The following is a 26,374-nucleotide window of genomic DNA, read 5'->3' on the forward strand; positions in this document are numbered from 1 at the left end:
TTTCTGAGATCCGAGACCATTTGAGTTTGCTATTGTTGCTAAAGGATAATATTGCGTTTAAATGCACATCCTAATTCGATGAGAGAATCTGTCTTTGCGATGCCCGGAATGTTATCAATTTTTTCATAAAGCAACTGACGCATATGTTCATGGTTTTTGGCGATAATCTTTACGTATAAGGTGTAGTTTCCAGTGATGTAATAACATTCCGTAACTTCAGGGATCTTTTTAAGCTCGGCAATGATACGACTTGAATCATGATCTTTTTCCAGACTGAGACCTGTAAAAGCTCCCCAATCATAACCTAATCTTTTTTCATCTAATACGGGTTTTATGCCTGTTAATATCCCTTGCTCCATGAGACGATTGATACGTTGATGGATCATGGTGTTGGATACGCCTAATGCTGTTGCAATAGCCGAGTACGCCATTCGGCCATCCGCATCCAGATATTTTAAAATTTGAAGGTCAAATTCATCTATGCCGTTCATTGTTATGCAGGTTTAAAAGTTAATTTTAATATTTTAACGCTAATTTAGTGTTAAATTCTATTATTTTGCCTTAAAAATAGTAAAAATTGTATATTTGTTATTATTTGAAATAAAATCCAAATTATGAGTATTGTATCTAAACAAGGAAACGGCGCGGCATTTATTGCCAAGGAAGAAAAATATGGAGCACACAACTATCACCCTTTACCGGTTGTGTTGGAACGGGCAGAAGGTGTGTTGGTATGGGATGTTGATGGTAAGTCTTATTTTGATTTCCTGTCGGCGTATTCAGCAGTCAATCAGGGGCATTGTCACCCGCGTATTATTGCTGCGTTGACAGATCAAGCTCAGAAGTTGACTTTGACTTCGCGTGCTTTCTATAACAATAAGCTGGGTGATTTTGAGGAAATGATCTGTAAGCTATTTGGCTTCGATAAAGCTTTGGTTATGAACTCGGGTGTTGAGGCTGTTGAAACAGCGATGAAGCTCTGTCGCAAATGGGCATATCAGGTCAAAGGTATTGCTCAAAATCAGGCTAAAATAGTTTTTGCCAAAGATAATTTTCATGGACGTACCATTTCGGTGATATCTGCTTCAAACGATACGACTGCAACCAACGATTTTGGTCCTTTCGTGGAGGGAGTTGCATTGGTGCCCTACAATGATATTGCGGCATTGGAAGCCTTGTTTAAACAGGATAAAAATATTGCCGGATTTATTGTTGAGCCGATTCAGGGTGAAGCAGGAATTGTGGTTCCGGATGCAGATTATTTGAAACGTGTACGCCAGTTGTGTACAACCTATAATGTACTCTTTATTGCGGATGAAATCCAGACAGGTATTGCAAGAACTGGAAGCATGTTGGCTTCTTATGCCATTGATGATGCGGACAGTGCGAGTAAACCGGATGTATTGATATTGGGAAAAGCGCTGTCTGGAGGTGTATTGCCAGTCTCAGCGGTATTGGCAGATGATGCTATTATGTTGTGTATCAAACCGGGCGAGCATGGTTCTACCTACGGTGGTAATCCACTGGCCTGTGCGGTAGCGATGGAAGCGCTCCAGGTTGTACTGGATGAAGATCTGATCAACAATGCCCGTCAAATGGGGGATCTGTTTTTGGAGGGGTTACGAAAAATTGCGGCTAAATCGGATATGATTACCGAAGTCAGAGGCAAAGGACTATTGACAGCTATTGTGATCAATGCTAGCGAAGAGAGTGATCTAGCTTGGAATATTTGCCTGAAATTTAAGGAAAATGGTCTTTTGGCAAAACCTACCCATGGCAACAAGATCCGTTTGGCGCCGCCATTGGTCATTACGGAAAGTCAGATTGACAGCTGCCTGGAGATAATCGAACGATCGTTGACTAATGTGACTGCACGATGAAGAAAATGATTGAATTGATCAAAAACAGATCGGATATTGGTGCGGGTACCCGAGGTTCTGACCTTGGTATAGATGCTATTGAGATTGCGGCGATCAACAAGGGAAGTCAGTATTTTATCAATTATCCCTTTGTGGATGTGCCTACACGAAATAGTTCCATTTACCAAAATGATAACCATCCTTTCGGTAAACATATCCAACAGATTTACGAACAATGTAAGCAGGTGGCCTCTACAGTGGAAGATAGTCTGTCGGCTGGTAATTTCCCCTTGGTATTTTCGGGTGACCATTCTTCGGCAATGGGGACAATCAGCGGTATCAAGTCGGCTTATCCCGATAAAAAATTGGGTGTGATTTGGGTAGATGCCCATGCTGATATTCATTCGCCTTATACGACACCTTCTGGCAACATGCATGGCATGCCCTTGGCAGCCATGTTGAATGAAGATAACCTGTCCTGTAAAATTAATGAAATTGATCAATCAACGCAGGAATTCTGGAATAAGCTGAAGCGTATTGCCGGTCCGGCAGAAAAGATACAACCAGCGAGTTTAATCTATTTTGGTGTCAGGGATACTGAGGAACCAGAAGATCTTTTGATTGCGCATTTGGGAATTAAAAATTACCGTGTCGAAGAAATTCGCCAACGAGGAATTGAAGACTGTGTGGCTGAAGCATTGATCAGTTTGCAGGACTGCGATATGATTTATATCTCTTTTGATGTGGATAGTATGGATAGCGAATTGATCTCAGACGGTACTGGGACGCCTGTTCCCAAAGGGTTTATACCAAAGGAAATCGTTCTGATATTGAAAGAAATCATACGTTCTGAAAAAGTTGGTTGTCTGGAGATTGTCGAAGTAAACCCTTTGTTGGACAATAAAGGAAACAAGATGGCGGAGGTCGCTTTTGATATTTTAGAACGCATAACACCGATGATCGAGCTCAAATCTGGTGATTGATATGTGATACGATTTCCTTTTATATTGCTTTTGGATTAGGTCAGTTTCTCTGCAAGGATTAGTAATAAGCAAAAGGTCACGTAGTGCGTTTGTATTAATATTTAATAAATCAATAGGTACTAGGGGGGTATCCGATATGAAGATCGGATACCCTTTTGTCTTTCTGGAGTATCCCATACTTTTTTCGACACCTATTCGGTATTTATTCGACGTTTATTCGAGACAGCTTTGGGACTGATTAGGGAATTGTTCGAGTGCTGTTCGACAGTTGTTCGACTGGGCTTCGACTACTTCCCGAAGGCCAGTCGAAGAGATCTCGAAGCGTTGTCGAAGAAGTCCCGAAGCGTTGTCGAACGAATGTAGGAGAAATGTCGAAACTATTCCGAGGAACAGTCGAAGCTGTTCTATGCTCTGCATGTTAAGTTTAATCGGATTTAATATTCTGTTAACATGCTAACGCTTAAATTTACGCGGCGACTATTTACGGCAAAAATGAGAATTTCTTACAATATTATATTTTCAACCTTCTTTCTGGTACAGTTTTTTTTCTCACAGTTGACTACGGCACAAGTAGATTCATTCAAAGAGATTCGCGTATTGAGTCAAAATTATCCGGATTCGGCGATTACTTTAGTGAAAAAACATTATGCAAAAGCCATAAACGACCGCGATCTACTGCTGCAGGGAAATTGCCTGCAGACAATAGGTTGGTTATGCGTGAATCAGGGGCATTATGCCCAGGCGCAAGACTATTACTTCCAGGCAGATCGCATCTATACTCAGCTTAACGCAAAACAAGCGTTAGGATCCAACTGGAGTGATATCGGTGAACTCAATATCTTCAACAAGCAACATCAGTTGGCCAAGGAATACTTTAACAAAGCGCTACAAACATTCAAAAGCGAAAATGATCGAAATGGCGAGGCTTCTGTCCTGGGAAATATGGGGCATCTTTTTGAAAAGGAGGGACATTATGATTCGGCCTTTGTCTATCAAAAACAGGCCTTGGCAATCTACCGTGAGCAGACAAATCGTAACGGGGAAGCTAAGATTCATGAAAACTTGGGCAGTATCTATGAAGATCTTGGGAAATACGATAGTGCTTATGTGCATTTTGAAAAGGCGAGGAATTTATATCAGGAAACGCAGGATAACTATGGAAGGATTGTGGTGATCAATAATATGGGTGATATCTTTCGAAAAACCAATAAATATCCCGAAAGTATTCAGCTCACCCAACTCGCTTTTCGCCTAGCGGAGAATCTTGGAGATGTTTATCAGATGGCATCAACGACAAAAGATCTCAGTAAGACATATGCTTTAAGCGGACAAATGGACAGTGCTTATTTCTATGCCGAACGGAGTCGAAAACTCGTGCTGGAGCTTTATAGTGTGGATGGGGCGCGGCACACGGCATTTTTCCAAGCACTGTATGATATGAATCAAAAGGCGGAGGAAATTGAAGAACTACAGACAAACAAACGGATCAATTCGATCTTATTGCTCGGTACGATTGTGGTATTGATCTTATTGAGTGTATTATCCTATGTCCTTTATAGCCGGCAGAAAATAAGGATCAAAACTCAGATCGCTGAATCACGGAAACAGGAAGCGGAGCGTGAATTGGCGGAAATAGCTCTCAAAAATCAGCTGTTGGAAGATAAGCAGCTCAAGCAGGAGTTAACGCTGAAGGAAAAAGAACTCACATCCCATACACTCAATCTTATCCGCAGTAACCAATTTCTGGAAGAACTTCGTGACGAATTGAAAGCGCTGGTCAAAGACGATCGACGGGATCAAAAGAAACCCATGCAACGGTTGGTACAACAGATCAATGAACATATTACACAAGGCATCCATTGGAAAGAGTTTATGGGGACATTTGAACGCGTACATCATAGTTTCTTTGAAAAACTGATCAAGCTATTTCCTGATCTGACCGCAGCCGACATGCGCCTGATCGCATTGCTAAAAATCAATCTCAACAATACAGACATCGCGATCCTGTTGGGGATATCACAGGATAGCCTTCGGGTGGCCAGACATCGGTTAAGGAAAAAACTAAAACTGGAACAGGGTGAGGATCTCGCCGGGTATCTACTTAGTATTTCATAATTTCTTAACATAGGGGTAACTGAAGATTAATGGCGCTTATTTTGTCTGTAATCGTCTTTATTTCAGTTATTTGCTTGTTGTTGATTCCCTCTAGTTGATTCCCTGTTTTGGCTTGTTTCTTTCTTGTAACGCCAAAGATTTTGTGAATCTATTGCAGGCTGTCATATTTGCAGCAACAATCAGAGATTCATAATAATCTATTAAAAATGAAAAACATTTTAACGGTATTGCTTGCCTCCAGTATTTCGATCAGCGCCGCTTATGCGACCAAGATCAAGGGGAAAGTCCTGGATGGACAAACAGGGGAAGCCATTGTCGGTGCTACTGTGTTCCTCGAACAAAGTGGTTTGTCAACCAAGACACAATTGGATGGTTCATTTGAATTCAAAGGACTATCCGCAGGTACAGATAAAGTCCATATTCGACATGTGGCCTATACTGAATTGATTAAAGAAATTGAGATTAAAAAAGAGAATACGCCTCATTTTACTTTTCAGCTTACCTCGAGTGAGCAAACTTTAATGGAGGTAACAGTCAAAGGAAAGCGAAATGGCGGTGATGATGATCCAAGCGCTCGTCGACTAGAAAAGAATGCCTCACAGATCATGAATGTTGTATCAGCTCGGGCAATTGAGATCTCTCCGGATATTACAGTGGCAAATGTTGTGCAACGTGTTTCGGGTGTTTCCATCGAACGGAATTCGAATGGTGAGGGGCAGTATGCTATTTTAAGGGGCATGGACAAACGCTATAATACGACTTTGGTCAATGGCGTGAAAGTCCCCAGTCCTGACAATAAATATCGCTATGTGCCCCTGGATCTATTCCCATCGGATATGTTGGAGCGATTGGAAATCTACAAATCCCTGACGCCAAATATGGAGGCTGATGCCATTGGTGGTGTCGTGAATATGGTCATGAAATCTGCTCCAAGCAAATTATTGTTTCAGGCCAACTTAGCTACAGGATACAGCCAACGGTATTTTAATCGGGATTTTGGAAGTTTTTCCACCAGCGGGGTTTCGTCAAAATCTCCTTATGAACTTCATGGGAAAAATTATAATGCTACTTCCGCTGATTTTGATAAGGGAACGTTGGATTATACGTATAAAAAACCATCACCAGATCTTATCGGTAACCTAACGATTGGAAATCGCTATTTAGATGATAAATTGGGGGTCATACTAGGGGCAAGTTATCAAAATCTTCATCGCGGCAGTCGTTCTATTTTCTACAAATCGTCTGTCGTTGATATCAATCCCAATGCGGTCATTACTGAACAGAGTGACCGACAATATGATGAACAGCAACAACGCTTGGGACTGCATAATAAAATTGATTATCGATTTAACCCAAACCATCGGCTGAGTTTTTATCAGATGTATGTGAATTTGAACAACCTCCAATTACGTGATGCGATCAATACCATTTACAATGGACAGTACGATCCAAGTATTGGTAAGTCAGAGCTGACCTATGTGACCCGTAGCAGGAAGACACAACAACAGATCTACACTGGTAATCTCCAAGGCGATCATCATTTTTTGGATAATCGTTTGAATTTTCGCTGGTCGGGTGTCTTGTCTTCGGCGCGCAATGAGTTGCCGCAGAACACGACAATTAGCTTAGATGGAGTAGAAGAGAACTTCGAACGTAGACGGACTTCTCTCGTAAACAAGTCGCCAGTGACTTACCGTTGGGAACGTAATACCGATGAGGATCGAGCCGGTTATTGGGACCTCGCTTATAAAGTTCCGATGGCAGAAAACAAACTGGAGATTTCTACTGGTGGTTTATATCGTGACAAACAACGGAGCAGCTTCTATAATAATTATAACCTTTCTCCGATCTCTGATGAGGTAAAATATAAGTATGGGGTTGATTTTCAGAAATATACGGATCTCCAGTTGACAGTCAGTAATGCTACTGGTGCTGTTGCTAATGCATTGACCTACGATGCTGATGAAAAAACGACGGCGGTTTACGGTATGTTCAACTATGAGAATGACAAGCTTCAAATGATCGGAGGTATACGTATGGAACATACGAATCAGGGGTATAAATTATTATTCCCTGCTGGAGAAAAGAGACCTGAGGGATCCCAGATTTATACAGAATGGTTGCCGAGTTTAACAATTAAATATCATTTGGACAAAAAGCAACAACTTCATGCAGCTTACTATCGGGCATTAAACCGCCCTGGTTTTTACGAAATTGTTCCATCTAGTGTTGTCAATGAGGAATTTATGGAACGAGGAAATCCAGATTTGAAACACGCGTTGGCCGATAATTTTGATTTACGTTACGAATTATTCCCAGAAGCGTCATCACAATTTCTTGTGGGTATGTTTTATAAAAAGATTAAAAACCCCATCGAGTACACTTTTCAGCCTGATGAGGTACGCAGGCAGGACGTATACTATACACCTGGAAATTTTGGAACTGCTAAAAACTTCGGCTTAGAGGTTGATTATATTAAGTATATCCAAAAATTTGGGGTTAAGGCAAATTATACATACACGCATTCGCGCATCACGACCACTAAAATGACCCGTAAGACGAACGAAGTTACACAGGATCCTGATCCTATCTTTTTGGATCAAACTCGCCCTCTTTATGGGCAAGCAGCACATATAGCTAATTTATCCTTGTTATACAAAGATGCTAACAAAGGTTGGGAAGGACAATTGGCTGGATCTTATACCGGATCTCGGATCAATACCGTTTCCCAGTTTTTGAATAATGATTTATGGCAAAAGGGATTTATTCAACTTGATGCTTCTGTGGAAAAGAAATTCCGTGCAGGATGGGCAATTTTCGCCAAAGCCAATAATATCTTAAATACACCTATGGAACTGTATGTGAAGGGGACAAATCCTGAGAATGACAAGATTAAGGAAAAGCTCGTACAGGGTGGTAATACGCTTATTCGGAAGGATTTATATGGCCAAAATTATATCCTAGGTCTACGCTATAATCTGAATAAATAGGTTTGTGAAGCATTTAGCATATTATAATTAAATAAATCGAGCACATGCTCATAATGAAATATACAGATGAAAAATAACATTATTTTATTGTTTATATCTCTTTCAATCGCATTTTTAGCGGGCTGTGAAAAGGCAAATATTGACGTGGATACTTCTGATGCCAATGGTAGTGCTATTGGTGAAGTTTCCGGCGTTTGGAGTAAGGGGAGTATCCAGCATATTAAAGGTGATATTATTATTCCCGAAGGAAAAACATTGACCATTGAGGAGGGCGTGACGGTGTTAATGGACTCTGTTGGTAAAGCTGAAATCGTGGTGTTAGGAAATCTATATGCGCTAGGTACAGCTGAAAATCCGGTGAAATTTACCGTAGAAGATAAATACAAATCCAAAACCAATGAATTTGGAAAGCTTTGGGGTGGTATTTTAGCGGCACCTAGTTGCCAGGAGTTAGTTTTAGACCATACAATTATTGAATATGGGGGAGCAGTTACTTCAGATGCGTCAATGTCTGTCAAAATGGGATTATATAAAAAGACAGCTGGTGAAGCGCTACCTGCATTATGGTTTTCCAATATTGATGGGAAACTGATTGTTCAAAATAGCACAATCAGTCATTTTCATGAAGATTGCACCTATATTGAAGGTGGTAAAATTATCTTCGCTAATAATCGTTTCTTCTCGAATGGCGTCACTGGAGGTGAAGCCATGAACTTTAAATCGGGTTGTCTCGCTGATGTAGCCTACAATCTGGTCTACAGTGTCAATACCAATGCCTTAAAGCTATCCAATTCAGGAGACCGAATACCACAGGCACATATCATCGTTTACAACAATACCATGCTGAATACGGGCTGGCGTCGGCCGACAGCAAAAGGTGGTTCGGTTTGGTTAGAGGCCTCTGTTAAAGCGGAAGTGTACAATAATCTGTTCGCCAATACGCGATTCGGGGTTAAACGCGATCCCAAGAAGCCCGAAGATAAGCGCTCGGTATCAAGCAACAATTGGTATTATGGTTATGATCAATTGACGGTGGATCAATTTCAGGTCGGAAAGAATGATATTGTTGAAGGTACCAATGATGTCAGGGGCAAATTGGCAGGGGAGAACAACCCTAAATTTGTGAACTATCCATTAGAAACTCCCGGTGATAACTATGTATTTAATGCAGCCTGGGATTTCCACCTACAAGGAAATTCACCCGCTTTGAAGGCTGGTACGTTAGCATTCAAACCACATTTTATAGACGGATTGACACTATCAAATGGTTTATCCTACAGCTCTCCACAACCCACAACTTATGTTGGTGCTTTTGGTGCCAAATTTTAATTAATTCAACATGAAAACAACTTTAAAAACAATACTATTTTTTGGCTTGACAGCATCGACATTACTGCAAGTCTCCTGTAATAACCCAAAAACGAATACGCCCGCAACGGATTCCATTAAACCTGTTTTTGTTACTGATACGGTACGTTATGATTCCGATGATCCTGCGATCTGGGTCGATAAAACCGATCCTAGCAAAAGTCTGGTCATCGCAACGGACAAAGATGCGGATGGCGCTTTATTTGTGTACGATTTACAAGGTAAAATTGTCAAAGATAAGGTAATCTCAAATTTGAAACGCCCAAATAATGTGGATATCGCCTATGGTTTGATCATCGGAGGGAAATCTGTCGATATCGCTGTGACAACAGAACGGATGACACATAAACTGCGCGTATTCTCACTGCCAGATATGAAACCAATCGATCAGGGTGGATTGGATATGTTTGTAGGGGAGACCGAACCTGATTTCAGGGATCTGATGGGAATAGCACTTTATACCTCACCGAAAGGGGAGATCTATGCCATTGTGGGAAGAAAAAATGGTCCCAAAGAGGGTTACTTGGGCCAATATCTCTTGACGGATAATGGTGCCGGTGCTGTGAAGGCCACCTTAGTCCGTAAGTTTGGTTCATTCAGTGGGAAGAAAGAAATTGAAGCTATCGCTGTAGACAATGAACTGGGCTATATCTACTATTCGGATGAACAAGTGGGGGTGAAGCAGTATTATGCAGATCCTGAGAAGGGAAATCAGCAGTTGGCTTTGTTTGCGACCGAAGGTTTCAAAGAAGACCATGAAGGTATTTCGATTTATAAATTGACGGATAGTACGGGCTATATTTTGGTGTCCGATCAGGGAGCTAACCGCTTTCAGGTTTTTAGCCGTGAGGGTACAAAGGCAAACCCATTTGAACATACTCATTTGAAAACGGTGCCTGTTATGGCTACGCAAAGTGATGGTTCGGATGTCGTTTCTTCCCGTCTAAACGATACATTTCAGCATGGTTTATTTGTTGCCATGAGCGATGATAAGACTTTTCACTATTACCGTTGGGAAGATATCGCGGGGCAGGAGCTAAAAAAGAAATAGTCTTTAGAGAAGACTGATAAAGTATGAAGCAACAGCTGTACAATTGACGTACAGTTGTTGCTTTTTTCAGTAATAATGTATTACTACTGTTGTTTTTTAAAAGATCCACGATCCCCGCACAGTGCAAGCAGAAGCGTAGCCTTTATCAATCCTGCTCGTACATTTTATACGCTACAGCTGATTCCTGCTGGTGATAGCGAATCAGGCTCTCAGAAAGAAATATGGTCTTCCTCGGTGCAAGCAAAGCATTAATCAATCCTGTTAGAGGCTTTATGCACTGTAGTTACAGATAATTCCTGACAATGGATAGGGACCTTAAACCAGAATGTCGAACCTTCACCGAGTGTGCTGTCCACACCAATTTCTCCCTGATGTTTTTGGATAATTTCACGACAGATAAACAATCCGATGCCGAATCCAGAGGCGTAACTGTCTGTTGAATCATTCACCCGATAGAATTTATTAAAAATCTGCTTTTGGTGCTTGTCACTGATGCCTCTTCCCTGGTCGCTGACTTTTACACTGAAATAATCATCATCCACCAGGACATCCATGATAATGGTTGAATTGGTCGGAGCGTATTTAATGGCGTTATCGATGAAATTAATGATCACCTGTTCGATCTTATCACGATCAGCAACAATTTCCTGTCTGGAATGGGTTGCTCCGGTATAGTGAATAAGATGCTTGATGGGTTTTAGTGAATAGATGTTACGGATGTAATCTATCAGTGTGCAGATGCGAAATGTATTTTTGTGAAGCAATAATTTTCCCTCATTGAGCTGAGATACATTCAGGAAACCCTCGATTAATCCACGCATGCGTGTAGCCTGCTCATTTGACTGATGGAGATATTGTAGACGTTTTTCCGAACTGAGTGTCTGCTCCCTTGCAAGTAACAGTTGTATATAGGCAATCAGCGAAGTCAAAGGAGTCTTCAATTCATGGCTTGCGATACTGATAAAGTCCAGTTTTTTCCTTTCCTCTTCTTTGTCGTTAGTGGTATCGAATATCGCACCGTATATGATTTGTCGGTTTGAATCAGCCGATAATTGCCCTCCACCAACAGATCGAAGCCATTTTATTTTGCCTGTTTTTTTATCTTCTATTTCACATTGACAGTCAAAGGGGGACTGCTTGGATACAACTTCCTGAAAGATACGACGTACGTTGTCTCGGTATTGCGGTAGGATCTGGGTGAAGAAATCCACTTCCTGTATTTCCCTATGGTGATCAAAGCCAAAAAGCTCGCGACATTGATCATTGAGTTCCATTTTCCTTGATTCCAGATCAATGGAAAAGATGCCAATTCCTGCAGCCTCCACGATCATTCTAAACTCTTGATCTTTCTTTGCGACCAGATTGTTGATCGCCTCCAGTTGTTCACGCTCTGCATGCTGTTGTGTAATATCCAGGGTGGTGCCAGCAAACCATTCCGGCTGTTGGTCCTGATCAAAATACATTTTTCCCTTGCAATGTAGCCAGCGTAATTTTTGATCCTCGGCACCAATGGTACGAAACTGCACATCATAAACACCCTTATTTTGATAACTCAATGATTTTTTGACTTCTTGATCTATTCTGTTCCTATCATCGGGATGTATATAGCGTAAAACCTCGCTATAAGGAACAGTCTCACCCTTGGCAAAGCCAAAGAGCTCACGTGTACGTTCATCCCAGTGTACAATGTAGCTCTTGCAGTTTAGATTCCAGGTTCCCATTTCGGCAGATTGTAGCGCAAAATGATAATGTTCTTCGCTTTCGATAATTTTTTTTAGTGCAACTTTTAGCTTTTGGTTTAAATTTTTGGATTCCCTGCCCGGTAATGGATATTTATTTAAACTGGTGACTGCATGAATGTTGCCTTCCAGACTGTATTTTGGAGTCAGTAGATCTTCAAGAAGTTTTTGCTCAATGCTATTCTTTTCATCCGACTGCTGTACGATCGGAATATGGTCGGGAATAATGTTTATTTCCTGGTAGATGCCATACACTTCTCCTGTTGTATTGAAAAGGGGCTGGTATTTCATGCTGCAGTTATAGCTATCGGATTGCCCTTCCAGATCAATCCTGATTGATATATTTTCCTCTAGTAGGCTTTTCTGGCTAAACCATATCTGTTTTAATTTGGAGACAGTAGCTAGGAGATCATCCTGTTGAACACGATCTTCCAGACGCTGTCCAAGGACAGTTTCATCACAATTCCATAGCTGGAGCATTCTTGCGCTGGCATAGGATATATGCAGCTCAGGGCTATCATAAATCGCGCAGGCCACCGATGCTGTTCTGAGTATGGTTAAAATATCTTTGTCGGAACGGATCATAAAGTTTCAAAAAAATAAAATGCTATTTAGTTTAAAACAAATATTGTTCCCTTTCCAGATCCTGCTTATACTTTCCTTAAAATTTAAACCGAACAGGGGCTTCTTGCTGAGAATTTTGTATCTTTATCAGTATGTACCGGTTTGGAAAGAAGGCAGGAGGGTAGCTGGAGGTACAAGAGGTTTCCTGATCTTTCCAAGGTAAAAAAATGCAACTAAACTCCATAGTAGCATACTATTCGGATGAAGAAGAAAGATAATTTTTATTAAATATTGCAAAAGATGGGTAAGGTTAAGATACTGTTGGTTGAAGATCATATGGTCGTACGTAATGGTATTAAATTGTTATTGGAGTCTCAGGAGGATTTTGTTGTCATTGGGGAGGCTTCGGATGGCAATGAGGCGCTACAACTCCTGAGCAACGAATTATTGCCCGATATTATCTTAACGGATATCAGTATGGATCATATGGATGGTATGGAGCTATTGCGTGTGATCAAAGCGAAGTATCCGTCCATTAAGGTTGTTATCCTCTCGATGTTGAATCAGATTCATTATGTTGTTGAAGGATTTGAGCATGGCCTTTCGGGCTATCTGCTTAAAAATGTGGATTATAACGAACTTCTTTTTGGACTCAACCATGTGGCTAATGGTGGTAAATATATGAGTGAAGAAATCAGTATGGCGCTGCTTGATCAGGTGATGTCTGGTGAAAATTACACGGATTTACCAAACCGTTCGCTACCAGACTTTGATATCAGTGAACGTGAACTGGAAGTACTGAAGTTGATCGCGGACGGTTTTACGAATATGGAGATTGCCGACAAAATATTTTTGAGCAAACGAACAATAGAGGGCCATCGACAAAGTTTGATCGAAAAAATGAATGTGAAAAATACGGCAGAACTTGTTAAAGTTGCCTTCCAGTCTGGTATTCTCAAATAGTGCATTAAAATAATACAAGCGATTCCTGCTTGACTAACTTTTGGTTTGCAACAGCTGTTGTGATTTTCTCCTCCTGTTGATGAAAAGTAAGACAGATCCGATAAGTATAAATGGGATACTCAGTAGCTGTCCCATATTAATGAACAATGAATTCTCAAAGTCTTCCTGATTGAGTTTTAGAAACTCATCTAAAAATCGAAAAGAGAACAACAGGATCAACAATAAAGCAAAGCAATTTCCAATGTTGTTTTTTAGGATTGGTTTTGTCCAGAGATAACGCAGTAACAGGAATAGTATGATACAAAACAACGCTTCATATAACTGAGCCGGATGTCGTGGTATTTGATCAATAGAAGTAAAGACAAAAGCCCAGGGCATGTTTGTTGGTGTACCGATCATCTCCGAATTCATGAGATTACCCAGGCGGATACACGCTCCTGCGATAGGGACCACCAATGCGATTCGATCTGCGACCCAAAGGAAGGGAAGCTTCTGCTTCTTCGCGAACAAGAAAATAGCGACCAAAATACCAATGCCACCGCCATGACTAGCAAGCCCTCCTTCCCATATGGCGAAGATCTTTAGCGGATTGTTGAAATAATACGAGGGATCATAAAATAAGACATGCCCCAAACGTGCGCCTATAATTGTGCCCAGGACAACATAGATACTAAGCTGATCTAAAAATTCGACAGCTCGGCCTTCCTTTTTAAACATTGTCCATAACAGTCTGTAGCATAGGATAATTCCAAATAGCCAAAATATGCCGTACCAACGGACAGGGTGATTGATGATCGGTATGGTAAAGATGTCGCTATTGACATCCCAGGTGATGAAATTCAATATTAAGCTACTCGTCATTATGCCTTAAAATATTTAGTGTATGGTATTAGTATAAGAAGATGGTTTTTTGTTACATTAAATCATTAAAATAAGTTCAAAGTTGCGTTATTAGTTCGGAAACTAGGTCATTCAATACAAATATTGATGCTACCTGTACGATTGTTAAAAGGCCTAATTTATCTTTTTTCGATCCTGTATATTTGTTTGTTAATAAGACCGCATGACGAAGTTTTTTTTATAAACAACCTGATTTAAAGATAGTAGACCTACCTGTTTAGGATGAACCGTAAGAAGTATGTTTCTATGTATCTTTAATCCATTAAGAGTTATACTTAAATATCAGGAAAGTTAAATATTTTTGAACTCAGGTATATTGTTTTGTTGGGAATATTCCGATATTCGATTACTTATTGACGCAACCCTGATGAGCGCTATACCTTAACGTTTAAAATATCGTACTCATCTTAGCGGCATTGTTATTTTAAATCACTGAGGACATAAGTATACCTTTGGAGAAGAACAAAAGTGAATTAATAGATATTCAGATGAAATTATATAGAACTGGAGCGTTTTACTGTCTTATCGTGTTTTTACTGCTGGTCCAGTTATTTTCTTGTCATCAGAATAAGCCCCAAGATGCACAGAAGGCTGCGGTCGTAGCCAACGACTCTCTTGACTTGAGCTATGAGAATGTGATGTTGAGCTATCTTTCGACACAGGATTTTAGGAGTGCAGCCCTTGTAAACAAGAAAAGAAATGAACTGCTTAAAGATGGCTATTTTGAGCATTCTTCTTACAGTTCGATTCTGTTGGCCTACGAATATTTATTGGATGACAATATTGATTCCGTCGAAATCGCTTTAAAAAATCTGAAAGGACAAAAATTATCTTCGGATTTGGCTGTTTTAAAGGATTATTTGGAAATCCGTGCTAATTTTAGTTTTCATGATGTAACCAGCGGAACGATGATGGAGCAGATTATTGATGCAAAAGAGTACGCTTTAGCACATGAAAGTGTGTTTACCTTTCTGTTCTATAATCTATTGGCCAATGCGGAATACCGACAGGCAAAATACCGAGAGGCTTTGAAAGATGTTGAGTCCTGGTATCATTATCATCCCAATAAGTCCAACCCACATGTCTCTCAGGCCTATCAGGAAATGAAGTTTATGCAATATATTGCTTTGCATGATTATGAGAAACTAAAAGGTACCTTGGACAGTTGTAAACACTATGCAAATGTAACCAAGGACTCGGCCATCATCATGCGGATGTATGACTTACAGTCGCAATATTATTTTAGTATTAATAATAATCCCAAAGCAATAGAGGCGTCCAAGAAGTATTTCAATTATCTAGAAGCATCCAATACCCTCAATGCGTATATTTTTGCAAATCTTGGTAAGAATTTCCTGAACAATAATCAAGTGGATTCGGCCATATTTTATTTTAATGCCGGGCTCCGATTTATTAAAAAACACAAGATTAAGCATAATAAAATGTTTTATTATAAAAATCTGCAATTAGCCTATGCGTCAAAAGGAGATTATGAACGGGCATATTTTGCATTGGATTCAACTTTTCAAGATTACAAACTGAGTACACAGCGGATCGAAGCCGAAAAAATCAACGATATCAATACAAAATACCAAACGGAGAAAAAGGATCAGGCGATTACGCTGTTAAGAACAACAAACACATTCAATCATAAGATACTGGTACAACAACGCTGGATATTTGTAATTCTATTGGCCCTGGTATTCAGTATCGCATTTTTTATCTATTTCAGAAACAAACAGAAATTGCTGAAAAATATCAATCAACGCATTCTTGCGGAGAATAAGCAGCTTATTTTAGAACAAAAGACAAGGCAAAACCAACTGAATCCGCATTTTATATACAATGCTATCGCCAACCTACAGGGATTGATCAGTAGCGAACAAAAGGAAAAGGCTAATCAATATCTGCTCTTATTGTCGCGTCAGATCCGTGATATTCTTGAGTTGAATAGGGAAGAATATATTTCATTGGATCAGGAAATTAAATCATTAAATAATTATATACTTTTACAGCAGATGCGTTATCAAGATGTGTTTGGCTTTCAGATTGAGACCGACGAGCTGGATCTGGATGATGTCATGATTCCACCGATGATTATACAGCCATTTGTGGAAAACGCCATTGAGCATGCGTTTAAGAATTTACCTTATATGGGACAACTGGAGATTTCTTTCCGTACACATGAAAATCAACTGCATGTCAGCATCTGTGACAATGGCTGGGGAATGCAGGTATCTAAGGAACAGGTTCCCCATAAGACGTCCTTATCGCAGATCATTACAAAAGAACGTCTGGAGCTTTTGTTTACGGATGCTGAACCGGAAGCACGGATTGAAATAACACCAAACTATAGCGAGGATCAGCGTGGTTATAAAGTCGAAATTTATATTCCGCTTGTTTTATATTTTAACTAAAAAATCAATATTATGAAAGTTTATATTCTTGAAGATGAGTATAATATATACTTGTATATAAAGTCACTCTTGGATAGCATCCCTTATGTTCAAATCGTTGGTTACAGCCCTTCCATTGCACAGGCTGAGCGGGAACTACTGGCAACCAACCCCGATTTAATTTTGGCTGACATTCAGCTGAAAGATGGTTCGAGCTTATCTTTTCTCTCTGAACTTAAATTGGATATCAATACGATTTTTATTACAGCATTCAATCAATATGCCATTGAAGCTCTTAATATCGGTGCCATTGCTTATCTGTTGAAACCGTTGGTGCCCGATCAGTTTATAGAGGCGATTGAAAAATGCTATAAAAAGAATACCGAATATCGATTCAATAGCATGCAGTTAAATATGGCGGAGAGCTATCTGAAGGCGCCTAATAAACCCAAAAAAATTGCCTTGCGCACTTTTGAATATACACAGATTGTGAATATCGACGATGTGCTTTATTGCCATGGCGACAAGGGGTATACCACATTTTATATCAAGGACAACAAGCCTATGATGGTTTCTAAAGTATTGAAACACTTCGAAACCATGTTGCCCGAAACAGAGTTTATCCGATGTCATCAATCTTATCTGATCAACGCAAACTATATTAAAAAATATTTTAAAGATGGTCAGTTGGAGATGGCAGATGGCAAAATGATTCCTGTAGCGACGAGAAAGAAGGATGTTATTCAGCAATTTCTGAATGATTTCTAATGGAAATGTAAGTTCTTTTGGAATCGAAAAGAAGGCTTATTCTTATTTATAAATTCTGAAAAGCTAAAAAATATAGCAACTCCGCTTTAATACTAAAATTATTAGTATTAAATTTGCTTAAACTTTAAGACGGAGGTGGCTATGTTATTAACAGAAAAAAAAGCTTTAATCGGCCAATTGAAAAAGGACCTGCTGGTATGGCAGGGAGTACCACAAAAATCGGCCGATGTACTTCCGATGGGCCTTGGTCCATTGGAAGAGACTTTTCCCAATGGAATTTTCCCAAGGGGAGTGATTCACGAATTTGTTAGTTTTGATCGGGTAGGGGGAGCTGTTTCTTGTGGTTTTATCAGTGGATTGTTGGGCAAGCTGATGTGTAATGGTGGGATTTGCATTTGGATAAGTTGCTTTCATACACTATTTCCCACGGCCCTGAAATCGTTTGGTGTTGTTCCTGAAAATGTTATTTTCGTTCGTATGGGACGGGAAAAGGATGTTTTATGGGCGATGGAAGAGGCCCTAAAATGTGAAGGGATCACGGCTGTACTGGCGGAGATACATCATTTGGACTTTGTACAGTCGCGACGCTTGCAGTTGGCCGTGGAGAAAAGTGCAGTGACGGGATTTATCCTACAGCACAACCCAAAGTTACTGGGTGCCACTGCCTGTGCAGCACGATGGAAAATTAGCTCGCTGCCGAGTCAATTGGAAGATGGACTGCCGGGAATTGGCTACCCAAGTTGGGATATAGCCTTGTTGAAAGTTCGGAACGGAAATCCGGGGCGATGGCAGATGACATGGACTGCCAGCGGCTTTGCGCCTGTTGCTAAAACAAGGCAAGAGACTGAAGGTTGGGCACCATCTTATCATAACCAGGGATTGGCATGAAAAAGCGATTTGCCTCCTTGTGGTTTCGCCATCTAAAAACAGACTGGATGGCTGTTGGGCATCCCCAGCTCAGGGGAATACCTTTTGTATTGGCGATTTCCACCCATGGAAAGCTGATCGTCAGTGCCAGTAATCCTTTGGCTGAAGAGGAAGGTATATATCCCGGTTTGGCCATTGCCGATGCAAAGGCATTTTTCCCCTCCTTAAAAGTGATTAATGAACGTCCGGGATTAAAGGAAAAATTGCTCCATAACATTGCACATTGGTGTATCAGGTATACACCTATCGTAGCGATAGACCTGCCCGAAGGAATTATTTTGGATATCAGTGGTTGTTCCCACCTCTGGGGTGGAGAAGAATCTTATGTACAGCATATCGTTTCCAGGTTTAAGCAACATGGCTATGATGTGCAGATGTGTATTGCAGATACCGTCGGTGCTGCTTGGGCAATAGCCCGTTTCGGCAAGGAAAGCAGTATTTTAAAGGCGGATATGCACTTTGATGCATTATTGACTTTGCCAGCCCAGGCACTTCGACTGGAAGCCGCTGTATTAGCACGATTACAAAGCCTTGGCTTGAAAACAATTGGAAGTTTTGCGGCCATGCCACGTACAGCATTGCGCCGACGTTTCGGAAATCATTTGCTTCTCCGCTTGGATCAGGCTATTGGGCATGAAGATGAATTTATCGTTTCCATAAAGCCAATCTTTCCCTATGAAGAACGTTTGCCCAGTCTGGAACCGATCCGTACAGCCGAAGGTATTGAGCTCGCCCTCCAGCAGCTTTTACATGCAATCTGTAAACGCCTGATCGGGGAAGGTAAAGGTGTACGGGAGGCTGTATTGCAATGTCACCGTATTGACGGAAAAATCGAACAGATCAACATCGGAACCAATCGGGCGACAGCGCATGAACATCACTTGTTTCAGTTATTTGCCTTGAAGATCGCACAGATAGAACCTGCATTGGGTATTGAACTGTTTATCTTGGAGGTACCCAAGGTTGAAGAGGCCGATCCTGTGCAGGAGAATTTATGGGGCAATCGCATTGGACTTGATAATCCCATGGTGACCGAATTATTGGATCGTCTAAAAAGCAGAGATCCCAGCTGTGATATTTCACGTTATTTGCCCGCAGCGCATTATTGGCCTGAGCGCTCCATGAAAACTGCCAATTCAGTCCAGGAAGTAGCCACTGTTGACTGGCAAACTGAAAGACCCCGGCCCACGCGTTTGTTAAGCATACCAGAACCTATTTTGGTTACAGCACCTATTCCCGATTATCCACCATTGTTATTTCGCTATAAAGGGGAAGTCTATACCGTTAAAAAGGCGGATGGGCCGGAGCGCATTGAACGGGAATGGTGGATAGATAAAGGTGAACATCGCGATTATTATGCCGTTGAGGATGAGAAAGGCCAGCGATTTTGGCTTTACCGTTCAGGGCATTACGACGACAGTTTGCTCAATCAATGGTTTTTACATGGTTTTTTTGCATAATGATGGGGTATTGTGAATTACAGGTAACGAGCAATTTTAGTTTTCTGGAAGGAGCTTCCCATCCGGAAGAACTGATGGAACGTGCAGCACAATTGGGGTACCGCAAAATAGCGGTTACTGACCGGAATAGTTTTGCTGGTATTGTTCGCGCCCATATTGCCGCGAAGAAGCACGGTGTTACACTTATTCCAGCTTGTCGCTTGGACTTACAGGATGGTCCAAGTTTATTGGCTTATCCAACCGATAAAGAAGCTTATGGCCGGTTATCATCCTTATTGACTGTAGGCAATCTGCGCGCTGAAAAAGGAAAATGTCATCTCTATCGATCGGATGTTTATCAGTATAAGGAAGGAATTCGATTTATCATTTGTCCACCCGCTCGGTTAACGGCCACATTTGAACTGGAAGCCGGTTTTCTCACTTTTGTAACGGAATATAAGCAGCAACTGGGCGCTGCCCTGTATTTAGGCGTCAAACGGCTATACCGTGGTGACGATGCCAAGCTCTTGTTCCGTATGCAACAATTGGGCGACAACCTTGCAATTCCCCTTGTTGCTTTGGGTGATGTATATTATCATGTACCCGAAAGGCGGGAACTACAGGATGTTTTAACCTGCATCCGGGAGAAATGCACCATTCAGAATGCAGGATTTAAATTGTATCCCAATGCCGAACGTTATCTGAAACCTATCGCGGAGATGGAGCGCCTGTTTAGACCTTATCCTGAAGCCATCGCACGGACAATGGAAATAGCAGCAGCATGCAGCTTCTCCTTAGATGATTTAAAATATGTTTATCCAGATGAACTGTCTTCTAATGGGCGTACCGCGCAGGAAGAGTTGGTCTATTTGACATGGAAAGGGGCGAAAGATAGGTTTGGTGATCAGATCCCTGATGCTATCCGGGGTACCATCCAGATGGAACTTGATTTTATCGAACGGAAAAACTACGCTTCTTATTTTCTGACCGTCTATGATTATGTGCATTTTGCAAAAGAAAGGGGCATTTTATGTCAAGGACGTGGCTCGGCTGCCAATTCGACGATTTGTTATTGCCTAGGCATTACCTCAGTCAATCCTGCTGAATTCCGCTTGCTCTTTGCACGGTTTATGTCCGATGCGCGGGATGAACCACCCGATATCGATGTCGATTTTGAACATGAACGCCGCGAAGAGGTTATTCAGTACATCTATGAGAAATATGGTCGCAATCGTGCGGCTATTGTGGCGACGGTGACGCAGGTACGTGCCAAAGGAGCTGTACGTGATGTAGGGAAAGCAATGGGACTATCCATGGATACTGTCGGCCGTCTGTCTGGTGTGGTCAGCAGCCATTGGGATGATTATATTGATCTGGAGCGCTTGAAGGAACAAGGCTTTAATCCCGACGATCCGCATTTACGTAAGGTCCTCGAATTGACGCATCAGTATATCGGGTTTCCAAGACAGCTGGGGCAGCATACCGGTGGTTTTGTTATTACACAGGGTAATCTGCATGAACTCTGTCCCTTGGTAAATGCCCGCATGGATAACCGAACCAACCTGGAGTGGAACAAAGATGATCTGGAGGCACTGGGTTTCCTCAAAGTAGATGTACTGGCATTGGGGATGCTGACCTGTATCCGGAAGGCTTTTGATCTTGCCAAAAGGCATTATGGGCTGGATCTGACGTTGGCCAAGATTGGTGAAGTTGAAGATCCAAAGGTATATGATATGATTTGTCATGCCGATACACTGGGGGTATTTCAGATTGAGAGCCGGGCGCAGATGTCTATGTTGCCACGACTAAGGCCAAGGGAATTTTATGATCTGGTTATTGAGGTGGCCATTGTACGTCCGGGGCCGATACAGGGGGATATGGTGCATCCGTACCTGCGCCGTCGTAATAAAGAAGAGGGTGTGGACTATCCTAAAGAAGAAATTAGGGCGATTTTGGAAAAAACGCTGGGTGTTCCGCTGTTTCAGGAACAGGCCATGGAGATTGCGATCGTTGCGGCCGGATTCACACCCGCAGAGGCAGATGAACTGCGCCGTAGTATGGCGACCTTTAAAGCAAAAGGGCAGGTGTCGGTGTTTAAGCAAAAGATGATAGACGGTATGGTGAAGAAAGATTATACCCTAGAATTTGCTGAACGGGTTTTTCGGCAACTGGAAGGATTTGGGAGTTATGGCTTTCCGGAAAGCCATGCGGCATCTTTTGCATTGTTGGTCTATGTTTCATCATGGATCAAATGCCATTATCCCGATATTTTTGCAGCATCTTTGCTCAATAGTCAGCCTATGGGATTCTATCAGCCTGCGCAGATCGTTATTGATGCGGAGCGCCATGGGGTGAAAGTTCTCCCCATCGATATCAACCATTCCCACTGGAATAATACCCTTGAAGGTGAAATAGGGAGCCAGCATGCGCTCCGCTTGGGCTTACGTCAGATCAAGGGATTTTCGGAAGAAGAAGCGCTATTGCTGACCTCGGCGCGCCAACATGGATATTCGGCGATTACAACGATGATGGAAGTTGGGCTGTCCCTGTCTGGACTGGAAAGGTTGGCTGAGGCGGATGCTTTCCGTTCACTGGGCATCGATCGCCGGAGGGCATTGTGGGAAATCACTGCTTTAGGAGATCGTCCCATTGGATTATTTGAAGGGAAACCTTCACCACAAAGCATAGAAGGGCAGATTGAGCTACCTTTGTTGCGCCCCAGCCAACATGTCGTAGCGGATTATGCAAGAACCGGGTTGTCCATCAAAGCGCATCCCGTAAGTTTCCTACGTGACAAATTGGATCTTCTGCATATTGTACCAACTGAAAAATTAAATCTGATCAAAAATAATATGCCCGTAAAGGTATGCGGATTAATTACAGTGCGGCAGCAGCCTGGAACATCCAAAGGCGTGCTATTTGTGACCATTGAAGATGATACTGGATTTGCAAACGTGGTTATCTGGAGTAAAGTATTCGAAAAATACCGAAAGGAGATCCTTCGAGCTAAATTGTTTATGGTTGCAGGAAAAATACAGGTAGAGGGAGAGGTGATCCATATCATTGCCGAACGCTGTTTTGATATGTCAGGTTTATTAAAAAATCTGGCAGAAGAGGATGAGCAGGTGAATGATGTTTTTTATAAAGGAAGAAATTTTCATTGATCTTCCATTTATTAATCTCATTTTTGAATATCGTAAAGAACATAGTATAACAGGAATCAACTGAAAGAAGATACAAGCAGATGAACAAAACTATTCTCGTCAACAAGATCGAAATTGATAAAGAAATAATTATAGATTTAATTAAACAAGGCAATTACGATGGCGCAATTAAACTAATCGCCAATCGCGCAAATGTAAAATTGAAAACGGCCCGCGATATTGTCCAAATGTTTGAGGAAGGTGATATTGATCTTTTCGATGGTAAAGACTTGTTTTTATTTGATTACGACGAAGTGTCTAATAGCCAAGCTATAAACAGAGGAGAACCTGAGCCATCTTCTTTTTTGGAAATAGAAAAAAGCAACCGCTCAGGGAGTAAAAAAGGTCTGATAATAGGACTATCTGTACTTGTGATAGGTTTTGTTTTTTTACGTTATGTTGTTGGTTTTAACCATATCGGACATCATTTGTCGGAACTAGCTCAGGTATTTGGGAAAAATGATGGGGGCGCGGCTGCATTGGATGCTGATACAGCAGTGCGGGGATCTTCTTTAGAACCCGGTATCACCCGTGTAGCTGATGTGGAGGACTTTCGTCCTGTAGATACCAATCTTCTTGCTCCTGAATTCAAATCGGCTGAGATGGCAAAGATTAAAAATGCTCAATTTGATAAACTTATTCCTGCAAAGAAGTCTCCTACGGATGAAGATGCACAATTGGCATTAATCTACTTCACGAACAAGCGATTGACAGATGTTATTATTCAACAGAAGTTAAACATCAAAATTGGCCAATGTTATGAAAATCCCAAGAAAGAGGGAAACCAACACTGTGTAAGCTGCATGATATTACTCTATAACCGCGAGAAGAAAGATTGGCAGGAAGCACCCGATGGAGAGAATTTCCTGGACAACGCCTATGATTTCTATCTCCCTGAAGGTGGAGATACTTGGGAAGCAAAGTCCCTCAGTATGCACATACCTTTTGATTACGCTTTATTCAAAAAATACGAAGGGAAAGATTAATCAGTCTAAACAACAATGGACATCAGAGGTTGGTACGGTAATGCTGTGGCGAAATGCCAAAATACTCTTTAAATAGATTTGAAAAATTGGAAACACTGTCATAACCGATGGCATAGACAATCTGGGCGATCTGTAGGTCTTTGTTTTCCAGGAGATGCAGTGCCTTCAATAACCGATGTTGTTTTATAAATTGAAATATGGTCATTTGCAGTTCTTCTTTGAACTGTCTAAACAGCGATCGCTCCGAAAGGTTAAACTTTTGGGCAAGTTGAGTAATGGATAATTTATTGGTGAGATTCTCCAAGATAAATGTACAGATAGCCATCATTTTATCACTCTGCGCTGCACTAATTTGTAATTGAAAGGGTTTGGCCAATAATAATGGAAGCATAGATTTAAATGCTTCAATGCTTGTTTGTGTCATTGAATCATTCGTATTTAGATTCCAGTGTTGTTGACCAAAACGTAGAAAATGATCCAATAATTCCTGTGGGGGGTATACCGTCAGTGTATCATTAAAAAGCCCCATATCCAAAAAAATAGTTTTTAGCACCATACGGGGAGACCGGGAAATTAATTTATGGGGGACTCGCGCTGGAATAAGCACATAAAAATTATTTGGCACACATACACTATTTCCTTCTGTATAAACAAATAGAGTTCCATTTGTTGGACTCAGGAGCTGTACTTGTTCATGGAAATGCATTTCAGTATTAAATTGACCATACTCACTCAACTCAATTGTTCCATCTCGGAAGGTCTTGGCACAGGGAAAAACTGATATTGCTGATTTTGGCATTATTCAATAACATTTGTTTTATTTTCAAATATAGAAAATTTTATCGTTCCATTAGATTTGGATCATAGAAACAAGTCTAAATGAAACGATCATGAGCATGAATCAGCTTACCGGTAGAATTTGCAGCTGCCGAAAGGAATCAGTGGCTCATGAAAGCATCCTCTTAGACAACATAAATTGTATATTGATGAAGCAAGTAAAGATTTTTGACACCACACTACGTGATGGTGAACAGGGGCCGGGTTGCCAACTGTCGTTAAGAAGTAAACTGGAAATAGCCGAGAAGCTGGATGCTATGGGGGTGGATGTGATCGAAGCTGGATTTCCGATCAGTTCACCGGGTGATTTTAAGGCGGTGAAAGAATTATGTCACATGGTGAAAAATGCAACAGTCTGTGCTTTGGCCAGGGCGCAGAGGAAAGATATTGATACCGCATCTGAAGCACTGCGGGGAGCTAAGATTGCACGTATCCAACTTGGTATCGGTTCATCAGATATCCATATCAAACATAAATTCAATAGCAGCCGGGAAGCTATTTTGCAGCAGGCATTTGATATGGTCACTTATGCGTCTGGCCGATGTGATGAGGTGCAATTTTTTGCGGAGGATGCGGGGAGAGCAAAGGACGATTTTTTGGTACAGATGACAGATACAGTGGTTGAGGCAGGCGCAAAAGTTGTCAACCTACCGGATACCAATGGATTTTGTACCCCTTTTGAGTATTTCGAAAAGATATCCTATGTCAACAAGAATAGGAAATATAAAGAAAAAGCCATCTTATCTGTCCATTGTCACAATGACTTGGGTATGGCTACTGCTAATAGTATTGCGGGATTAATGGCTGGCGCAGAGCAGGTGGAGGGGACAATAAACGGCGTGGGGGAACGTGCGGGAAATGCCGCTATGGAAGAAATCATATTGACACTCCTTATTAAAGAAAGTCTAGGGTTAAAAAGTGGTGTTGATCCAAAATATATCGTTGAGCTCAGTGCTATGGTGGCCAAAGCCATGTCCAATCCTATTCAGGCTAACAAAGCCATTGTTGGTAAAAATGCTTTTGCTCATTCTTCGGGGATCCACCAAGATGGAGTACTAAAAGACCGGAGAAATTACGAAATTATTGATCCTCAGATTATCGGAGGGACGCTTCCTGCATTGGTACTCTCCGCCAGAAGCGGGCGGGCTGCGTTAAAGGATCGTCTCAATGCATTGGCATTAACCTATCCCCCGGAAGATTTTGAAAATATATATACCAAATTTTTGCGGACAGCAGATCAACAGTCTTATGTAGACGATCAGGATTTGAGAAGGCTAGTGTAGTCT

18 protein-coding genes are annotated in these 26,374 nt (G+C 41.3%); 14 read left to right on the forward strand and 4 right to left on the reverse strand.

Going from position 1 to position 26,374, the window contains the following annotated elements:
• Positions 1 to 38 precede the first annotated feature (38 nt).
• Positions 39 to 491, reverse strand: coding sequence for an Lrp/AsnC family transcriptional regulator (locus M2408_RS02195; RefSeq protein WP_108631878.1), 453 nt, complete (start codon positions 489 to 491; stop codon positions 39 to 41).
• Between the two features lie 123 nt (positions 492 to 614).
• On the opposite strand from M2408_RS02195, the gene rocD reads away from it, so the two are divergent.
• The 6 genes from rocD to M2408_RS02225 all read left to right on the forward strand — a co-directional run bounded on the left by rocD (position 615) and on the right by M2408_RS02225 (position 10,366).
• On the forward strand, positions 615 to 1,880 hold the full coding sequence (gene rocD, locus M2408_RS02200) for an ornithine--oxo-acid transaminase (RefSeq protein WP_259178859.1): 1,266 nt from the start codon (positions 615 to 617) through the stop codon (positions 1,878 to 1,880).
• Positions 1,877 to 2,842, forward strand: a complete 966-nt coding sequence (locus M2408_RS02205) for an arginase (RefSeq protein WP_259178860.1) — start codon at positions 1,877 to 1,879, stop codon at positions 2,840 to 2,842. The genes rocD and M2408_RS02205 overlap by 4 nt, the downstream gene beginning before the upstream one ends.
• A gap of 450 nt (positions 2,843 to 3,292) precedes the next feature.
• Entirely contained in the window at positions 3,293 to 4,957 is a 1,665-nt protein-coding gene (locus M2408_RS02210) for a tetratricopeptide repeat protein (protein ID WP_259178861.1), read from the forward strand.
• Between the two features lie 206 nt (positions 4,958 to 5,163).
• The gene (locus tag M2408_RS02215; RefSeq protein ID WP_259178862.1) at positions 5,164 to 7,947 is read left to right on the forward strand and encodes a TonB-dependent receptor; all 2,784 of its coding nucleotides are present in this window, start codon (positions 5,164 to 5,166) and stop codon (positions 7,945 to 7,947) included.
• Positions 7,948 to 8,013: 66 nt separating this feature from the next.
• Positions 8,014 to 9,276 (forward strand): right-handed parallel beta-helix repeat-containing protein, encoded by a 1,263-nt coding sequence (locus tag M2408_RS02220; RefSeq protein ID WP_259178863.1) that lies wholly within the window; start codon positions 8,014 to 8,016, stop codon positions 9,274 to 9,276.
• Between the two features lie 10 nt (positions 9,277 to 9,286).
• Entirely contained in the window at positions 9,287 to 10,366 is a 1,080-nt protein-coding gene (locus tag M2408_RS02225) for a phytase (protein WP_259178864.1), read from the forward strand.
• 248 nt (positions 10,367 to 10,614) lie between these two features.
• On the opposite strand, the gene M2408_RS02230 is transcribed toward M2408_RS02225, so the two are convergent.
• Positions 10,615 to 12,690, reverse strand: coding sequence for an ATP-binding protein (locus tag M2408_RS02230; RefSeq protein WP_259178866.1), 2,076 nt, complete (start codon positions 12,688 to 12,690; stop codon positions 10,615 to 10,617).
• A gap of 279 nt (positions 12,691 to 12,969) precedes the next feature.
• Between M2408_RS02230 and M2408_RS02235 the strand changes: the two genes are divergently transcribed.
• Positions 12,970 to 13,632 (forward strand): response regulator transcription factor, encoded by a 663-nt coding sequence (locus tag M2408_RS02235; RefSeq protein WP_259178867.1) that lies wholly within the window; start codon positions 12,970 to 12,972, stop codon positions 13,630 to 13,632.
• 33 nt (positions 13,633 to 13,665) lie between these two features.
• Here the strand turns inward: M2408_RS02235 and lgt are convergent, their stop codons facing one another.
• Positions 13,666 to 14,493, reverse strand: coding sequence for a prolipoprotein diacylglyceryl transferase (gene lgt / locus M2408_RS02240; protein WP_259178868.1), 828 nt, complete (start codon positions 14,491 to 14,493; stop codon positions 13,666 to 13,668).
• Between the two features lie 527 nt (positions 14,494 to 15,020).
• On the opposite strand from lgt, the gene M2408_RS02245 reads away from it, so the two are divergent.
• The 6 genes from M2408_RS02245 (at position 15,021) to M2408_RS02270 (ending at position 24,251) form a co-directional block, all read left to right on the forward strand.
• Positions 15,021 to 16,949, forward strand: a complete 1,929-nt coding sequence (locus M2408_RS02245; protein WP_259178871.1) for a sensor histidine kinase — start codon at positions 15,021 to 15,023, stop codon at positions 16,947 to 16,949.
• Positions 16,950 to 16,961: 12 nt separating this feature from the next.
• The gene (locus M2408_RS02250; protein WP_223580074.1) at positions 16,962 to 17,696 is read left to right on the forward strand and encodes a LytTR family DNA-binding domain-containing protein; all 735 of its coding nucleotides are present in this window, start codon (positions 16,962 to 16,964) and stop codon (positions 17,694 to 17,696) included.
• Between the two features lie 141 nt (positions 17,697 to 17,837).
• Positions 17,838 to 18,584, forward strand: a complete 747-nt coding sequence (locus tag M2408_RS02255; RefSeq protein WP_259178874.1) for an ImuA family protein — start codon at positions 17,838 to 17,840, stop codon at positions 18,582 to 18,584.
• Complete coding sequence (locus M2408_RS02260; RefSeq protein ID WP_259178876.1) at positions 18,581 to 20,083, forward strand: DNA polymerase Y family protein; 1,503 nt, start codon at positions 18,581 to 18,583, stop codon at positions 20,081 to 20,083. Before M2408_RS02255 ends, M2408_RS02260 begins: the two co-directional genes overlap by 4 nt.
• Positions 20,083 to 23,226, forward strand: coding sequence for an error-prone DNA polymerase (locus tag M2408_RS02265; RefSeq protein WP_310446156.1), 3,144 nt, complete (start codon positions 20,083 to 20,085; stop codon positions 23,224 to 23,226). The genes M2408_RS02260 and M2408_RS02265 overlap by 1 nt, the downstream gene beginning before the upstream one ends.
• Before the next feature lie 80 nt (positions 23,227 to 23,306).
• Positions 23,307 to 24,251 carry a hypothetical protein gene (locus M2408_RS02270; RefSeq protein ID WP_259178879.1) on the forward strand — a complete coding sequence of 315 codons (945 nt, stop codon included), beginning with the start codon at positions 23,307 to 23,309 and terminating at the stop codon, positions 24,249 to 24,251.
• Positions 24,252 to 24,273: 22 nt separating this feature from the next.
• On the opposite strand, the gene M2408_RS02275 is transcribed toward M2408_RS02270, so the two are convergent.
• Positions 24,274 to 25,050 carry an AraC family transcriptional regulator gene (locus tag M2408_RS02275; RefSeq protein WP_259178881.1) on the reverse strand — a complete coding sequence of 259 codons (777 nt, stop codon included), beginning with the start codon at positions 25,048 to 25,050 and terminating at the stop codon, positions 24,274 to 24,276.
• Positions 25,051 to 25,237: 187 nt separating this feature from the next.
• Between M2408_RS02275 and M2408_RS02280 the strand changes: the two genes are divergently transcribed.
• Positions 25,238 to 26,371 (forward strand): 2-isopropylmalate synthase, encoded by a 1,134-nt coding sequence (locus tag M2408_RS02280; RefSeq protein ID WP_259178882.1) that lies wholly within the window; start codon positions 25,238 to 25,240, stop codon positions 26,369 to 26,371.
• Positions 26,372 to 26,374: the final 3 nt, after the last annotated feature.

It is taken from the genome of Sphingobacterium sp. BIGb0165, from assembly GCF_024810095.1.
GTDB classification, from domain to species: Bacteria; Bacteroidota; Bacteroidia; order Sphingobacteriales; family Sphingobacteriaceae; genus Sphingobacterium; species Sphingobacterium detergens.

Excerpts from the sequence above, each read along its gene's own strand:
- M2408_RS02195 (WP_108631878.1), bottom strand. The coding sequence starts at position 491 with ATGAACGGCATAGATGAATTTGACCTTCAAATTTTAAAATATCTGGAT.
- rocD (WP_259178859.1), top strand. The coding sequence starts at position 615 with ATGAGTATTGTATCTAAACAAGGAAACGGCGCGGCATTTATTGCCAAG.
- M2408_RS02205 (WP_259178860.1), top strand. The coding sequence starts at position 1,877 with ATGAAGAAAATGATTGAATTGATCAAAAACAGATCGGATATTGGTGCG.
- M2408_RS02210 (WP_259178861.1), top strand. The coding sequence starts at position 3,293 with ATGCTAACGCTTAAATTTACGCGGCGACTATTTACGGCAAAAATGAGA.
- M2408_RS02215 (WP_259178862.1), top strand. The coding sequence starts at position 5,164 with ATGAAAAACATTTTAACGGTATTGCTTGCCTCCAGTATTTCGATCAGC.
- M2408_RS02220 (WP_259178863.1), top strand. The coding sequence starts at position 8,014 with ATGAAAAATAACATTATTTTATTGTTTATATCTCTTTCAATCGCATTT.
- M2408_RS02225 (WP_259178864.1), top strand. The coding sequence starts at position 9,287 with ATGAAAACAACTTTAAAAACAATACTATTTTTTGGCTTGACAGCATCG.
- M2408_RS02230 (WP_259178866.1), bottom strand. The coding sequence starts at position 12,690 with ATGATCCGTTCCGACAAAGATATTTTAACCATACTCAGAACAGCATCG.
- M2408_RS02235 (WP_259178867.1), top strand. The coding sequence starts at position 12,970 with ATGGGTAAGGTTAAGATACTGTTGGTTGAAGATCATATGGTCGTACGT.
- lgt (WP_259178868.1), bottom strand. The coding sequence starts at position 14,493 with ATGACGAGTAGCTTAATATTGAATTTCATCACCTGGGATGTCAATAGC.
- M2408_RS02245 (WP_259178871.1), top strand. The coding sequence starts at position 15,021 with ATGAAATTATATAGAACTGGAGCGTTTTACTGTCTTATCGTGTTTTTA.
- M2408_RS02250 (WP_223580074.1), top strand. The coding sequence starts at position 16,962 with ATGAAAGTTTATATTCTTGAAGATGAGTATAATATATACTTGTATATA.
- M2408_RS02255 (WP_259178874.1), top strand. The coding sequence starts at position 17,838 with ATGTTATTAACAGAAAAAAAAGCTTTAATCGGCCAATTGAAAAAGGAC.
- M2408_RS02260 (WP_259178876.1), top strand. The coding sequence starts at position 18,581 with ATGAAAAAGCGATTTGCCTCCTTGTGGTTTCGCCATCTAAAAACAGAC.
- M2408_RS02265 (WP_310446156.1), top strand. The coding sequence starts at position 20,083 with ATGATGGGGTATTGTGAATTACAGGTAACGAGCAATTTTAGTTTTCTG.
- M2408_RS02270 (WP_259178879.1), top strand. The coding sequence starts at position 23,307 with ATGAACAAAACTATTCTCGTCAACAAGATCGAAATTGATAAAGAAATA.
- M2408_RS02275 (WP_259178881.1), bottom strand. The coding sequence starts at position 25,050 with ATGCCAAAATCAGCAATATCAGTTTTTCCCTGTGCCAAGACCTTCCGA.
- M2408_RS02280 (WP_259178882.1), top strand. The coding sequence starts at position 25,238 with ATGAAGCAAGTAAAGATTTTTGACACCACACTACGTGATGGTGAACAG.